The sequence below is a fragment of the Pseudomonas sp. COR18 genome (assembly GCF_048568395.1).
Taxonomy (GTDB): Bacteria; Pseudomonadota; Gammaproteobacteria; order Pseudomonadales; family Pseudomonadaceae; genus Aquipseudomonas; species Aquipseudomonas fuscovaginae_B.
The window spans coordinates 6,555,869-6,571,393 of the sequence record NZ_CP183808.1; the positions used below are offsets into that span (position 1 = coordinate 6,555,869).

Here is a 15,525-nt window from a genome sequence, read left to right on the forward strand (position 1 = left end):
GCCACGAAGCCACCCACATGAACCACGAGAACCGCAGCACCACCCTGGCAGCGGAGCTGTCCGCTGTCAGCTCGGCCTTTCAGAGCCGCGTCATCGAGCTCCCGCCGGGCGACAACCTTCTCCCCAGCCCGGCCTTCAAGGCCGATGGCACCAGCATCGCCGAACTGACGCTGAAGTTCCTGCAATCGGCGCTGCCCCATCGGACGTTCTCGCAGGACAGCCTCGCCAACCTGAGCCCTTCGCAGTTGTTGTGGGCCTGGCTGAGCCCTGGCGAGGTGAACAGCCAGAAGGCTGCGGCGCTGGTGCAGAGTATTGTCCACTCGGCACTCGACGACAGTCCCGGGGTCGAGAACAACCCCAGGGTCCAGGCCTTCGTCACCCTGCTGTCACGGCACTTCGCCTCGGAGCACCCGTCGACGCCCATCGGGCTCACGCCGGATATCCGACAAGTCCAGGCCGACATCATCCACGGCAGCCTCACCGCGCAACCGCCCACCCCGGGCCTGACCCTGGCCGAACGCGAACGGCGCCTCGACGCCTACGCCACCCGCGTGCGTACCAGCCTGGCCAACACGGAAAAAGGCAGTGAAGCGCAGAGAAACAGCCACTTCATGACCCATCAGCCCTTCACCCGGCCCGAGGGCTATATCAGCGCCGGGCTGCTCGCCGCCAGCCTTGATCCCCAGGAAAGGATTCCCATCATCTACACCAGCGCCACCCGCACCCTCGCCAACGAGGAACGCACCTCCAGCCGCTACGAGCGCACCTATGCCGCCTGGGAGATCGCCGCCGGCCTGCACCAGCACGACGCCCCGGACAACAGCGGCAGCGTGCTGAACTTCCAGTACGAGCAGTTCAGGTCGGAACAGGACCGGCAGCGGGTCAGGGACCTGGAATCGCTCGGCCAGGGCCTGAGGGACCACTGGCAGGAGGACGTGCTGGCCGCCCTCGACGACGTGACGGACGCCCAGGCCAGGCGTTCCGGGGAGGCCGATGCGTATCAGGTCAAGGCCATGCTGGCGAGCCTGCGCCGGGACCTCGTCCTGTTCGGGAAAACCTCCGCCGCCACGCAGAAAGCCGTGATCCGCACACTGGATTACAACGGGCAGGTGATCATTCCCAATCTCTATGGTTATCCGCTGGAAGGCTATGCCTTCATTCCCTACCAGCCGTATGACCAGGTCCACCGCCCCAATCGCGGGCTGATGCTCGACCTGCGCAACGTCACCATCAGCGCCATCAACGGCGACCCGGCGTTCGCGCACTGGGCCCGAAACCACAAGGGCACGCTGCTGCAACGCTTCAACAGCTGCGACGCCCAGGGCGGCCGGGATGCGCACTGGCCCAGCGCGCCGAACCTGCTCGACACGCTGATCGACAACCCTTCCGCGCAACTGGAGCGCCCAGTGTTCCAGGGCAGTTTCCCGGTGCGGCAGGCCTTCAACTACACAGGGTCGGCGACCGCCGGATACCGCTTGAAGTATGCGCCCTTCGACACCATCGCCAGCCTGTATACCCAGCTCAACGCCAGGAACGCCCAGGCCCGCAGCCAGACCCAGCTGTTCAGCAGTACCCAGCGCAACTGGCGCACGGCGCAAAAGATCTGGGCCAGCACCTTCGGCTACATTCCCGTGGTCGGCAACATCGGCAACCTGGTGTTCGGCGTCCATGAGCTCACTGCCGGCATGAGTGCCCAGGAACGCCTGGGCGGCAGTGTCGCCATCCTGATCTCGACCCTGCAGTTGGCCCATGAAGTGCCGGCGATCGTCGCTGGCACCCCCCCCCTGGAAGACACCGGCAGCCCCGGGTTCGGCTGGAAGGCGAACCCACAGGGCAGCGAGTGGCGTTTCAGCCTGGAGGCCGAAACCCTCGACCTCGTCGGGGTCGAATCCGCGGTCGAGGACCGGGAAACCGGCGTCGAGCCCGACACGCAGCAACCGCCACCCGCCCTCCCGTCCGTGGTCGTCACCGAAACGACGGTGGTGGCACAGGTCAAGGATGACGGCTCGGTGTTCGAGCTGGCGGGCAAGTCGTATATCCGGGTGAAGGAGCAGGTCTTTCAAAGCCGAAGCAGCCTGCTCGGCCCGGAACAGCGCACGGTCATCGACCCGCACAGCGAAAGCCCGCTGTTCCAGGTGCACAATGGCAGTGGCAGGTGGCAAAGGCTGCGCGGGCTCCAGGGGGGCGGGCATTGCCTTGGAAAACTGTGCTACGCCTCGGTCAGCGAAACCGAGGTGGGCATCGAGATGCACCCCGCCCCCCCCGCGGACGAGTCTGCGGCCAGTGACACGGTGCTGTTCGCGCTTTCCAAGACCCAGCGCCAGCAAGCCTTCGCCGCTGAGGTGGTCAACCTGGAAATCTGGCTGAGCCATGAGCAATCACTGGCCGAATTCAAGGCCATCTACACCCGGGAACAAGCGAATCCCCATGGTTTCTGGGGCCCGGCCCAGAGCTACACCGACTGGCAAGCCATCCGCCGCATGGTCCGCGACGACACCTCCCGGCTCCCCCTGCAGGACATCGACCACCCGCTGCCGAATGAAATGCTCGATGAAATCAGACAGCAGTTCACCCGCCCACCCCATCCGACGCTGCATCTGGATGAGGAGGCCAGCACCCGGGCGCTGTTCGACAAGATCCTGGTGCCGCCCAGCAGTGCCGATGACCTCACCTTCCTCGTCGGCCACCGGCAGAGCCTCAGGCTGGCCAGCTACACCCGCCGCATCCTGTTCAAATACGGCTTGACCGCCCGGCAACTGCGCCTGCTCATTTCCGAGCGGGCCACGGTGCGCGATACCGTGCGGACGGTGATCGACGAACGTTATCCCGACCTCCGCGAGCGTGCGGAGATTCTCTTCAACTCCCACGAATTCGACCTGCAGCACCTGCCCTTGAGCCAGAGAAAGCTGGACACCTTCCTCGAGTGCCTGGAGGACCAGAGCATTGCCGTGGAGAAATTCCGCCTCATCGTCCAGTGCATCGATAGCGATACCCTCCCGCCCCCCAGCTCGGCCATCTACCTGTTCAGCAACAGCCGCAAGATCAACATCCTCAAGGCCCTGGACGAGCCACAACTGCGGCAACGACTGCAAAATGCCTCGACCCTGGTCGAAAGGACTTCCAGTTTCTGGAGACGCCTGCGGCATCGTAACTACGTGGTCGAAAACTCCGCGACCGGAGACCCGGTTGCGATCCTCAACTGGTCGTTCTTCAAGCTCAAGAGAACCCCCGTCCTCAGGGACGCGGGCCAGTGGTACGTCAAGGAGCAATGGTGGCCGGATATGCTGGACAAGCGCTATGCCAGCTTCGATGAGCTCGAGCAGGACCTGCAACGGCGGTTCGGCGGGTTCCGGCAGACGCTGGCGACGGAAAATATCACCCTGGTCTCCACCCCCGCCCTGGCCGCGGCCAGCTACGAGGTCGAACGCTCCCCGCAAGGCGCGCCGATCGCGGTTTTCTACCGGGCCTTGCACGAGGCACAAACGAAAAGGGTCCCTATCGTCAGCGAAGCCGGCAAGCTGTTCGTGGTCAACAGCGACCCCAATTGGTCGGCGGTGAGCGACAGGGCCTTTTCCACCCTCGGCGATCTGGAGCGGGCCATCCGGGGGGCCTTGACCGAGCCGCTGGAAATCTGAGGCACGGCCCCCGGACGGCGCCATGCACAGTTACCGCAGGCCCTGGCGGCAGGGCACCTACCCTGGCCCTTCGAATCAACAATCGGGCCCGCTCCCATGACCGCAACGACCGCAACAACCGGCAGCGACCACGCTGCCGGCTCCCCTGCCCCGGCTCTCAACCGCCACCAGGCCTTTATCGCCAGCCGCCTGCCGGCGCCGCTGACGCAACCCGGCTCGGCCTGCCTCAAGCCGCTGCTCGACATCAACCCCACCACCCCGGCCTGGTACAGCCGGGCCGACGCCAGCCTGCGCAGCGCCCTGGAAAACAGCCAACTGGCGCGCTGCACCAGCCAGCACCAACTCGAAAGCCTGCTCGGCCGCATCACGCCCCTGGAGACCTTCGCCGCCCCGCTGCTGAAAACGGCCATCCAGCAGGAAACCGGCCTGGACCTGGACGTGCGCAACACCTATTTCGTGCGCCGCCTGCACGTACGGCGCCCCTCCAGCCTGGGCGGGCTGTTCGACTTTTCCGCCGGCGACCCCAAGCGGCGCACCTGGTACTGGGATGTCTCGCTGCTGGAGGCCGCCCTGCACAACTTCACCGCCGGCGAAGCGGCCCAGCCGCCCAACGAGGGCGACGAGTTCATCACCCACGACCACAGCACCGCCAACGTGCGGATCGGCGCCTACGACAAGGACCGTACCCTGCCCCTGGCGCCGGAGCGCTTCGCCACGCTGTGCCGCACCCTCGACCTGGGGCAACGCTACCAGACGCATCTCACCGCGGTGCTCAACCCCGAAGAAGCCGCGCAAAAGGCCCTGGTGCGCCAGACCTGGACCACGCACCTGCACAACCAACTGGCCGAGGCTGTCCACCTGGCGCGGATGCAGGCGCACATCCCGGACGACGCCTACCAGATGCTCCGGCAGTGGCTGGCCGGCCGCACCGATATCCGCCTGGGCGATCATGCCGTGAACCCCGGCTGCCTGCGCATGCTCGGTGTCGACCTGAGCGACATCCTCTTCCTGCGCCCCGAGTCCGGCCCGTCACCGCGGCGCTGCGTGGTCTACATCCCCGGCGACGACCAGCATCCCGTGCGCCACTACGACTCCAGCGCCGACTTCATGGTCGCCTTGCGCACGCGCCTGCACCAGGCCCGCTACCGGCGCTTCTTTGCCCAGTTCGTGCCGGTACGTGAACAGGCGGCGTTCTTCATCGCCCTGAAAAAGCGCCTGGACCCCACCGACCGCCACGCGCTGTGGGACGACTACACCGTCGACCCCGCACGGCACGTCGGGCTGGACCTGGTCGAGCAGTCGCTGCGGGTCGGTACCCGTCCGTCCCTGCAGACGGCGCTCAAGGACCAGTGCGAACTGAAGATCGGCCGCCTGCTCGGCGATGCCCGCACCCTGGCCGTGCCCACCGACGACGAGGATCGCGAGGCGCGCATCGCCCGCTTCCTGGGCTTCGTCGATGCGGCCATGGACCTGCTCAACCTGCTGGTGTTCGTCCCCGGACTCGGCCAGGTGATGCTGCTGGCCATGGGCACCCGCCTGCTCCACGAGGTGTACTCGGGCATCGAAGCCTGGGAAGCCGGCGACACCCGCCAGGCCTGGGCCCACCTGCTCGGCGTGGCGGTGAACCTGGCTCTCATCGGCACCGCCGGCGTGGTGCTGCCCCATGTCGACACCTCGGCCTTCGTCGACGGACTGATCCCGGTGAGTGTCCGTGAAGGCGTCTCGCGGCTGTGGAAGCCCGACCTCGCCCCCTACCGGCACCAGCCGAACCTGCCAGCCCGCAGCCAAGCCAATGAACTGGGCCTGCACGAAGCGGCGGACGGGGCCTACCTGCAGTTGGAAAGCCACTACCACCGCCTGGACGCCATCGGGCCGGGCTATTATCGCGCCCGCCACAGCCAGGCCGCCGAACTGCTCAACCCCTATGCCCCCGAATTTCGCAGCAACGGCGCCGGCGCCTGGCAACACGAACTCGAGCAGCCCCTGGGCTGGAGCGACGAGCGCCTGTTCCAGCGGCTGGGCGCCGATGCCGCCAGCCTCGACGCCGCGACCGCCCGCCGCCTCCAGCACATCAGCGGCGTCGACAGCGATGTGCTGCGCGCCACCCACCAGAACGTCGAGCGGCCACCGGCCCTGCTCAGCGACAGCGTGACCCGCTTCGCCCTCGACCGCGACCTCGGCCGCCTGGTGCAACGCCTGCAGAACGGCGGTGTATCCAGTGGCAGCCTCGATGAACTGCACATGGAACTGCAACTGCTGACCACCGACCCGGTCTGGCCGCGTACCAAGGTGCTCAGGCTGTTCAACGCCGCGGGCCGGACGATTCAGGAGTACCCGGCGAGCGTCGACGCCCAGGTCCCGCGGATCGACGTGCGCTGGCCGGACCTGGACGCCGACGGCCTGCTCCAGCAAGTGCTGGGCAAGCTCGACGAGGGCGAGATCCGCAGCCTGCTACGCGAGGAATTCGGCCAGGCCACCACCAGCCTCCCGGCCCGGGTCGCGTCCCTGCGCCGGCGCCTGGCCGGAGATGCGGTGAAGCGGCGCGCCGACCTGTTCGAGTCGCACTACCGCTACCGCACCGCCGGCAGCCGTGGCGAACCGGGCACCGGGGTGCTCAAGCAGCACTTCCCCGGCCTGCCGGACCCGATCGCCGCAGAGCTGGCCCGGGGCGCCGATGCTCTGGAACGCCAACGACTGATCAGCGGGCGCCTGCCGGCGCGCCTGGGCCGGGAAGCCCGCCACTACCTGCGCAACGTGCGCCTGGCGCGTCAGCACGAATTGCTGTACCTCGACTCGGCCAGCCAGGCCGAGGCCTACCGTATCGTCCTGAGCATGCTGCGCAAGCTGCCGGGCTGGTCGAGCCAGGTGCGCCTGGAAATCCGCGACCGCTTCTTTGGCGGCCCGCTGCTCGACAGCCTCGGCCCGGACACGGCGCCGATCCGCAAGGTGCTGGTCAGGGACGGCGAGCAGTACCTGGCCCATGACGCCGACGGCGAGGAGCTGCACGGCCCGGACGACCTCTATGCCAGCGTGCTGCACGCCCTGCCCGATACCGAACGCGCCGCGCTGGGCTTTGCCCATGTCGGCCAGGGCGCCCAACTGAAACAGGCCCTGCGCGCCCTGCCGCCGCTGCCGCGCGAGGACCTGGCCCGCCTGCTGGCCCTGGCGTCGCTGAAGCCGGGCTTTCGCCCGCCGATGCGCCTGGCCGACGGCCGGGTCGGCTACGCCCTCAGCGGGCGCGGCGAAGGCCTGAGCCGACGCGACGGCCTGGCGCGCCAGCTGTACCCGAACCTGTCCGTCGAGCAGGTGGAGGCCCTGCACGACCTGGGCACCCTGCGCCCGACCGAGGCCCTGGCCCGGCTGGAGGCTCTGCAAGCCGAATACCGCGCCCTGGAAACCACCCTGCAAGCCTGGCAACGCGAACCGCAGAGCTATATCCAGGCGTTCAACAGAGGCCGGGCCATGGCCGGGATCCTCCGCTGCTGGCGCCATGAAATGGAGCCCGGCGCCATCGGCCTGCTCAAGCTCAAGGGCAACCTGGGCCGCCTGCCGGTGCTCCCGGCCAGTTTCGACCAGGTCACTGCGCTGCACCTGGAACACCTGGAGCTGGAGGACTGGTCGACGCTGACGGATTTCCTCGGCCACTTCGCCAAGCTGGAACGCATCGACGCCTCCAGCCACCTGCTGGCGCATTTGGCCCCGGCGTTTCGGCAGTTGCCGGGCATCCGCTACCTGCGGCTGCTGGACAACTACGCGACCGCGCTCGGCCCCGACAGCCAGGGTTACTACCGCTTCAAGGCTGGCAGCGACACGCTGTATGCCTTCAAGCACGAGGACGGCAGCTGGGCTCCGGTCACCCCACCGCCGGGCCGCTTCGATGCCACCGGCCAGCTGGTTTCCCCCAGGCAGCTGCCGTCCTGGACCGACGGCGAAATCTGGCAGCACTACCGGCTGCAGGGCACGGCCGCCGACGCGTTCCGCAACCAGGCCGCCCTCACCGGCAAGAGCCCCGCCTGGGAGTATCCGGGTTCGCGCGAGCGCGCCCGGACCCGGCTGCTGCGCGACCTCAAGTGGGCGTTCCCGGAAAAGACCACCCCGGAGCGCGCCGAGCTGCTCAAGGGCTACAACCTGCTGCCCAGCCAGTGGCCGCTGCTGAAAAAGGCCCTGCAGGACACCGGCCGGATCCCCGACTGGGCCGAAAGGCACAAGATGCAGATGCAGGACGCCGGCAACCTGCAACGCTTCGACCTGTTGCAGGCCGAGGTGGTCCCGCAGATCCGCCATCTGCGTAACTTCGAGCTCGCCAAGCTCGAACTCGACCGGGATTTCCCCGACTACTACACCCGGGATTTTCTCGACGCCTTCCTGCTCAAGATCGGCTACCAGCGCAATATCCGCAATTGCCTGTACCGCACGGACATCCCGGCGATGTTCCGCAGCGACGACCGCACCCCGTTCGAACTGGCCCGCGACAACACAATGCTGGCCCGCGAGACACCCGGCGAGGAACGCGCGACCACCGAGGAGGCCCTGAGCGCCAGTTTCAGCCTCGACGATGCCAAAAGTTATGGCCTGGGGGGCGGCCCGGGTGAAGGTCAATTGCGCTACAACAGCCAGTTCGACCGTTACCCGGGCGGCCGCGATTCCGACTCGGACATGCAGACCGAGGGCGACGCCGACAGCCAGGTGGAAAGCGGCTCGGACGCCGACAGCGATGAGCCGTGGAACCGCGAGCGCGGCTACAGCCCGCGGCGGCTGCGCCAGAGCGTGGCGTTCCTGTACATGATCGACACCCGGGGCATCGAGGTGGTCCCCGGCCAGGAGAACGAGTTCTTCAACAGCGCCGGTCCCCAGGGGCTGTTTCCCAACGACGACATCGAAGGCGAAATCTCCGTGCCGACGCTGGGGCTGAGTGCCGACCGGGTCTGGCTGGTCAATTCCAGCCAGACCCGCGCCGCCAATGTGCACGCGATCAACGAGGCGGCGGGCGAACAGGCCGCCGGCATCGAGCACGACACCTGGGACGGCGTCGAGAACCAGACCGTGTACGACGACCTGATCGACCAGGTCGCGGTGTCCGGCGGGCAGGTGGTGACGGCACCGCCCAACAGCTCGATCTTCTCCGATGACGTGGTGTGGCCACATCCGCAGCCGTCGGCCTGAAGCTGAACGGTGGCTTCTGGCCGATCATGGCCAGAAGCCCAGGCGCCGCGAATCAGCCGGCCGGCAAGCGCTGGCCGGACGCCCGGTCGCCTTCGAGCAGCGAATCCACCACCGCCCGTGCCATTTCCACCGAGTGCAGCAGGCTCCAGAACAGCGAGCGTTCGAAGGGGTCGGTGTGCAGGCTGAGTTCGTCGCCATTGAGCTGCGCCGATTCGAGCAGGCGCGAAACGTGGGTCAGCGCGTCATAGGCATTGACGCCCGGCTGGATGGCGAACAGCGACGGTTTGCCGGGGGACTCGGCGGTGACGGGTTTGGCGCGGGTGACGGTGAGGGGGTCGAGTGAGTCGTCGGCGTCGTGTTCTGACGGGGGATCGGGGGTGAGTTTCTTAGTCATTGCGTAAAGCCCTCTGTAGGAAAAGAGCTTGTCACTCACGCTGCAAAACGATGGGTGGCAAGCTGTACACAGGTTTGCAGACCGGACAGAGGAGCCGGCAGGCCGAAGCCTCCTGCGCACAGCTCGCCATGACACGAGCATGAAAAAGCCGCTTTCGCGGCGCTGTGCGCCTCCGTATCCGGGCTGCAAAACCCGCGTCGCTGAATTTGCAGCGACCCACGGACTGTATTCCCGGCACCTTGGCGCACACCATAGTGTCCCACGCCTGATTGTCGTGGGACATATTGGATTGTGTTGAAGGTTGTTTCTTACAGAGATCAGCCCTTGGCCAGCGACCCCGACACCGGCAGGCTGTCCAGCAGCCGCAAGCCAGTGGTTTTCACGAAGGTCGCGTAGTCCATCGGCCGTTCGATACGGGTTTCGGCGTTCGGCAGCACGTAGGCCCAGGCGCGGCCCGAAGCGCTGTCATAGACCAGCTTGAACAGCCGCGTCGGCACCCAGACATTGTTGTCGCCGACCGTGCCATGGCCTTCGTCGAACAGCGGGCCGGTGAACACATAGACGTTGCCGCCCGCACGCTGGGCGAACTTGCGCACGTCGGCCTCGACCTTGCTCCAGATCTTGCGGTTGTTGGTCGGGTCCTGCGGCACCATGTTCGACAGGGCGAAGGATTGGGCCATGGCATTCGGCGTCGGCGCATCGGCCGCCGGCGCCTGGTGCCCGCGGTCCACCGCCGGCTGCTGGGCGCGGTAGTCGCTCAGCTCGGCGCGGCCGCCCTTGGGAATGCGCGGGTCGGGGTAGAACTGGTTGGTGCGTTCCTCGCCCTTGGCGTCCTTGAGCTGCGCGGCGTTCAGGCGCTCGACCACCACCAGCGGGGTCTTGCTGGTCTGCGAGTAGAGCACCGCGAAGGTGTCGGAACACAGCGCCATCGGTTTCATGCTCGCCGGTACGCTGCCGAGGTTGATCGGCCGCGCGTTCGGGAACAGTTGCGCGCAACCGTCGAACGAGGCCTGGCGCTCCTGGCTGGAATACAGGTCGAGGGCCGCGCTCTGGCTGATGGAGCCTGCGCGGTGCCCCGACTTTTCGTGTGCCGCGGGCGCGTCGAGAAAATCCAGCACACTGCGCGCCTGCACCGCGCCGCTGGTAAACAACAAAAGGGCTGACAAACCGACTGCTAACTTGCCTGGTTTCATGCGTCGCTTCTTTACTCGGGAGGGTCGAAAAAAATCCTGCAAAGCCCTCTAGGTCGGGGCTCGGCGAGGCTTCTACCATCCACTGCCGGCAAAGGACAAGAAAATCCTGCAACGAGCGTAGGAATCGGCGAAAAGCTGGCAGACTGACAGTACTTAACCCGGAAAACCCGACGATTTTCCGCCGCCATGGCGTTAAACTGCCCGGCCCTTTCCGACTGCCGACGTTAGCCCGATGAATCCGCAAGCCCTGTCCACCCTCCATGCCCACCTGCTCGACGCCCTGGCGAACCCGCCCACGGAGACCCGCAGGCTGTTCCATGGCCGTGGCCGTTGCTGGCCGGGGCTGGAGCAACTGACCGTGGACTGGCTGCAGGGCGTGCTGATGGTCTCGCTGTTCCGCGAGCCGGAGGCCGCGCAACTGGACGCGCTCAAAACCATGCTCGGCGAACTGGACCGCTCGCCGGCCTGGCAGGCCAGTGGCGCCCATACCCTGTTGCTGCAGCACCGCTACCTGCCGCTGAGCCCGGCCGAATGGCTGCTGGGCGAGCCCATCGACGAGTGGACCCTGACCGAAGGCGGCCTCAAGTACCGGGTCGACCTCGGCAAGAAGCAGAACAACGGCCTGTTCCTCGACATGCGCTACGGCCGCGACTGGGTCCGCGCCCAGGCCGGTGGCAAGCGGGTGCTCAACCTGTTCGCCTACACCTGCGGTTTCTCGGTGGCGGCCATCGAGGGTGGCGCCGAGCGCGTGGTCAACCTGGACATGTCCCGCGCGGCGCTGAGCCGCGGTCGCGACAACCATCGCCTGAACGGCCACGACCTGGGCAAGGTGGCGTTTCTCGGCCATGACCTGTTCAAGTCCTGGGGCAAGGTGATCAATGGCGGCCCCTACGACCTGGTGATCATCGACCCGCCGTCGTTCCAGAAAGGCAGCTTTCTGCTGACCAAGGACTACCAGCGGGTACTGCGCCGCCTGCCGGAACTGCTGGCCGAAGGCGGTACGGTGCTGGCCTGCATGAACGACCCGTCGCTGGGTCCGGACTTCCTCATCGAGGGCGTGACCCGCGAGGCACCGGGCCTGCGCTTCGAACAACGGCTGGAGAATCCGCCGGAGTTTCCCGACAGCGATGCCGATTGTGGCCTGAAGGCCCTGGTGTTCCGGCTACATCCCGGCCTGGCCTGAACATCCGGGGCGAGCCGGCTGGCCCGTTCGCCCGATACGCCCAGGCGGTTTGCGTCACATGTCGTGAATCGGCAAGCTGTCGACCAACAAGAAACCTATATTCAACTACCTGACTGACCGATCGTTCCCACGCTCCGCGTGGGAACGCTCATTAACCTATCTGCCCACCCGCGAGGCTGTTGTGTCCAGAGGCATCGTTTTATCGGTATCGGCGTCCTGCCTGTTCGCCGTCATGTATTTCTACACGTCCCTGCTGTCGCCGCTCAACGGCGAGGACATCTTCGGTTGGCGCATGCTGCTGACCGTGCCCTGCATGACCGTATTCATGCTGATTTCCGGCGACTGGAAACTGGTGCCGACTCTCGTCGCGCGCATCGCCCGGCAGCCGGCGCTGCTGCTCACGCTGATGGCCTCCTCGGCGCTGCTCGGCGTGCAGTTGTGGATTTTCCTCTGGGCGCCGCTCAACGGCCACAGCCTGAACGTGTCCCTGGGCTACTTCCTGCTGCCGCTGACCATGGTGCTGACCGGGCGCATCGTCTACGGCGAACGGCTGTCGCGGCTGCAACTGCTCGCCGCCCTGCTCGCCCTCGGCGGCGTGCTCAACGAGCTGTACCAGGTGGGCCGGGTGTCCTGGACCACCCTGGTGGTCGCTGGCGGCTATCCGGTGTACTTCGTGCTGCGCCGGCGCACCGGCACCGACAACCTCGGCGGCCTGTGGTTCGACATGGCGCTGCTGCTGCCGGTGTCCTGGTGGTTCGTGCACAGCGGGGAGCAGGGCTTCGCCGTGGTCGACCAGCGCCCGGCGCTGTATGCGCTGATCCCCGGGCTGGGGCTGATCAGCACCGCGGCGCTGATCTGCTACCTGCTGGCCAGCCGCAAGCTGCCGTTCGGCCTGTTCGGCCTGCTCGGTTATGTCGAACCGGTGTTGCTGGTGTTCGTCGCCCTGCTGCTGGGCGAAAGCATCGCCCCGGGCGAATGGCTGACCTACATCCCGATCTGGCTGGCGGTGGCGGTACTGGTGCTCGAAGGGGTCAAGCGCCTGCTGAGGCAGCGCCGGGCCCAGTAGCCCCTGATCGTGTCCACCGATGGGAGAGCGGAGGGTCTTGCGGCACGGGCTGTTGCCATTCAGTCCGAGAGGCGGCGGATTGATACCCGCCGCCTTCGCCTGGACGACTGCCGCCCCAGCCTGCCTGGCTCAGAGGGCCGCAAACCCGCGCTGCAGATCCTCGATCAATGACTCCACCGCCTCCAAGCCGATATGCAGGCGAATCACCGGATGGCTCGCCGCCACCGGGAACTGCCGATCGCCCAGGTCGGCCAGGGTCACCAGGCTCTCGTAACCGCCCCACGATGCCCCCAGCCCGAACAGTTGCAAGGCATCGATGAACGCCTCGGCCTGGCGCCTGTCGGCTTCGGCGAACTCGAATGACAACAACCCATTGCTGCCACTGAAATCCCGCCGCCACAGCGCATGCCCCGGATGCTCCGGCAACGCCGGATGGAACACCCGCCGCACCTGCGGCTGCGCCTTGAGCCACTGGGCAATTTCCAGGGCCTGGCGCTGGTGCACCTCCAGCCGCGCCGCCAGGGTCCGCGCACCGCGCAGCACCAGGTAGGCGTCGTCCGGGCTGACCGTGTTGCCGAAGCTGTCGCTCATGCGCGCCAGCGCCGGCCAGGCCGCCTGGGTGGTGCAAACGCTGCCCATGACCACGTCGCTGTGGCCGGCCAGGTACTTGGTCAGGGCCATGATCGAGATGTCCGCACCGAGCGCCAGCGGCCGGTACTGGTAGGCCGAGCCCCAGGTGTTGTCCACCGCCACCAGGATATTGCGCGGCTTGCACAGGGCGACGATCGCCGGCAGGTCGGCCAGTTCGTACAGCAAGGAACCAGGCACCTCGCAGTAGACCAGCCGCGTGTTGGCCCGCAGCCGCGCGGCGAGGTCCTGGCCATCGGCCGTAAAGTACTCGACCTCGATGCCGAACGGCCCGAGAAACTCTTTCGCCAGTGTGCGCACCGGCCCGTATACGCCGTCGGTGATCAGCACATGATCGCCCGGCCGCAGGTAGGCCAGCAGGGTCTGCGCCACCGCCGCCAGCCCGGTGCCGAACAGCCGCGTGCGGTAGCCGCCTTCCAGTTCGCTCACCAGGTCTTCCAGGGCGAAGGCCGTGGGGTTGCCACGGGCGCCGTAGCTCAGCACCTGTTCATGGTCGCGCCGACGGCGGGCATCACGCATCTGCGCGACGTTGTCGAACAGCACCGTGCTCAGGCGCGTCACCGGCACGTTCACCGCCCGTGCCCCGCTGCCCGCCGCAGTACGGGCCGCGTGGACCAGGCGGGTGCGCACAGCGCTGGCAGCCGCCGGTTTCAGCGGCTTCAGGCTGGCGATTTCGGCCGCGGTCATCTGCCCCAGCAGGCCGGTCTCCCAGGCCAGATACTGGCGCGCCGCGTCCTTGTTGCCGGAATGTCGGTCGTGGGTGAAGAACAGAAAGTCGATGCAACGCTCATCAGGCAATGCGGCCGCGTCGCTCACCAGCGGCAGGTCGGCCGCCTGCCAACGGGCGAGATCGCCCGCCAGCAATCGGGCAGCGGCCTGTTGCGCCGCCGGCAGTTCCAGCAGTGCCAGGCGCGCCACCGCCGGGTCGTCGGCGATCAGCACCAGTGGCCGCCCTTCCCCGGCCAGCTCGGCGGCCAGCAACGGGCGGATGGACCACTGCGAACCGGCCACATGGTTTTTGCGAAAGCTCATGCTCGGCCGCAGGTCGATCAGCGCCACCCGCCGTTCGGCCCACTCACGCACCAGCACCTCGGGCTCGATCCGCGGCAGCTCGGGCAACGACGGCAGCGTCGTCACCGGCAGTTGCAGGCCGCTGTGCAAGCCCTCCGCCAACACCTGGGCATTGTGCCCCAGTTGTCGCAGCCAACTGGCAACGATCGGCGCCCGCACACCATCGTCGTCGAACAGCACCAGCCGCGCCTGGCGCACGCCGATGTACAGGTCGGTGGCCTGGATCAGTTGGCCGCCGGGCGTGTGCTGTGCGCCGGGCAGGCTGCCACGGGCGAATTCCTCGGCACTGCGCACATCGCAGAGAAACAGGCTGCCCGCGGCGCTGGCGGCCCAGGCTGCGACCTCGGCGGCGCTGACGCTCGGCACGCCGGCACGCTGCGCCAGTTGCCGGGCGGCGGCGCGCTGTTGCTCGACGCCAGCCGGCGCCTGCTCGTCGCGGTAGCGCCGGGTGCTGCCATGTTCCAGTGGCAGGTCGGCCAGGTACCAGCCCTGGGTGCCGTTTTCCAGGGCGTAGACCGGGTTCTTCACCCCCAGGTTGATCAGCGTCTGCGCGCCGATGATGCTGCGGGTGCGGCCGGCGCAGTTGACCACCACCGGCGTCGACTCGTCCGGCACCAGGTCGTGCAGGCGGTAGCCCAGCTCGCCGTTGGGGCAGCAGATGGAACCGGGGATGGTCATCTTGCGGTATTCGTCGAACGGCCGGCCGTCGAGCAGCACCAGCGGCTTGCCCTCGGCCTGCCAGGCCGCCAGTTCGCCGGCGCTGAGATGGGGCGTATGGCAGGCCTCTTCCACCCGTTCGCCAAAGGCCTTGGACGGCACGTGGACACCGGCGAACAGTTGCAGGCCGGCAGCCTGCCAGCCATCGGCGCCGCCTTCGAGGCGATGCACCTGGCGGTAGCCGAGGTCGGCCAGGCGCCGGGCCGCGCGCAACGACAGCTCGCCGCCGTCCTGGTCGTAGATCACCAGGCGCACCGCCGGGTTCGGCGCCAGGCGCCGAGCTTCCAGTTCCAGGCGGCTATAGGGCAGGTGCACGCCATGGAACAGGTGCGCCTCGCCGTACTGGCCGTGTTCGCGGAGGTCGAACAGGGCGATTTCCCGGCCATCGAACAGCCACGTCTGCAACTGTGCCGGGGTAATGGTTGTGCTCACGAAAGCCTCGTCTCGGGATAAAG

Annotated in this window: 7 protein-coding genes; 4 read left to right on the forward strand and 3 right to left on the reverse strand. The window is 67.3% G+C overall.

Annotated features, from left to right (window positions below; genetic code table 11):
- Positions 1 to 17: 17 nt before the first annotated feature.
- Together ACM62G_RS29365 and ACM62G_RS29370 are read left to right on the forward strand one after the other, a co-directional pair.
- Positions 18 to 3,635 (forward strand): hypothetical protein, encoded by a 3,618-nt coding sequence (locus ACM62G_RS29365; protein WP_419736257.1) that lies wholly within the window; start codon positions 18 to 20, stop codon positions 3,633 to 3,635.
- 96 nt (positions 3,636 to 3,731) lie between these two features.
- Positions 3,732 to 8,798 carry a dermonecrotic toxin domain-containing protein gene (locus ACM62G_RS29370; RefSeq protein ID WP_419736258.1) on the forward strand — a complete coding sequence of 1,689 codons (5,067 nt, stop codon included), beginning with the start codon at positions 3,732 to 3,734 and terminating at the stop codon, positions 8,796 to 8,798.
- A 52-nt stretch (positions 8,799 to 8,850) separates the two neighbouring features.
- Here the strand turns inward: ACM62G_RS29370 and ACM62G_RS29375 are convergent, their stop codons facing one another.
- Together ACM62G_RS29375 and ACM62G_RS29380 are read right to left on the reverse strand one after the other, a co-directional pair.
- A complete protein-coding gene (locus tag ACM62G_RS29375) occupies positions 8,851 to 9,192 on the reverse strand; it encodes a hypothetical protein (RefSeq protein WP_054058292.1) in 342 nt (113 codons plus the stop codon).
- A 317-nt stretch (positions 9,193 to 9,509) separates the two neighbouring features.
- The gene (locus ACM62G_RS29380) at positions 9,510 to 10,385 is read right to left on the reverse strand and encodes a DNA/RNA non-specific endonuclease (protein ID WP_273824080.1); all 876 of its coding nucleotides are present in this window, start codon (positions 10,383 to 10,385) and stop codon (positions 9,510 to 9,512) included.
- A 232-nt stretch (positions 10,386 to 10,617) separates the two neighbouring features.
- Here ACM62G_RS29380 and ACM62G_RS29385 point away from each other — a divergent pair, with 232 nt between their 5' ends.
- Both ACM62G_RS29385 and rarD read left to right on the forward strand, forming a co-directional pair.
- On the forward strand, positions 10,618 to 11,568 hold the full coding sequence (locus ACM62G_RS29385; RefSeq protein WP_419736259.1) for a class I SAM-dependent methyltransferase: 951 nt from the start codon (positions 10,618 to 10,620) through the stop codon (positions 11,566 to 11,568).
- A 181-nt stretch (positions 11,569 to 11,749) separates the two neighbouring features.
- Complete coding sequence (gene rarD, locus ACM62G_RS29390) at positions 11,750 to 12,634, forward strand: EamA family transporter RarD (protein ID WP_419736260.1); 885 nt, start codon at positions 11,750 to 11,752, stop codon at positions 12,632 to 12,634.
- Positions 12,635 to 12,763: 129 nt separating this feature from the next.
- Here the strand turns inward: rarD and metC are convergent, their stop codons facing one another.
- The gene (gene metC, locus ACM62G_RS29395) at positions 12,764 to 15,502 is read right to left on the reverse strand and encodes a cystathionine beta-lyase (RefSeq protein WP_419736261.1); all 2,739 of its coding nucleotides are present in this window, start codon (positions 15,500 to 15,502) and stop codon (positions 12,764 to 12,766) included.
- Positions 15,503 to 15,525 lie beyond the last annotated feature (23 nt).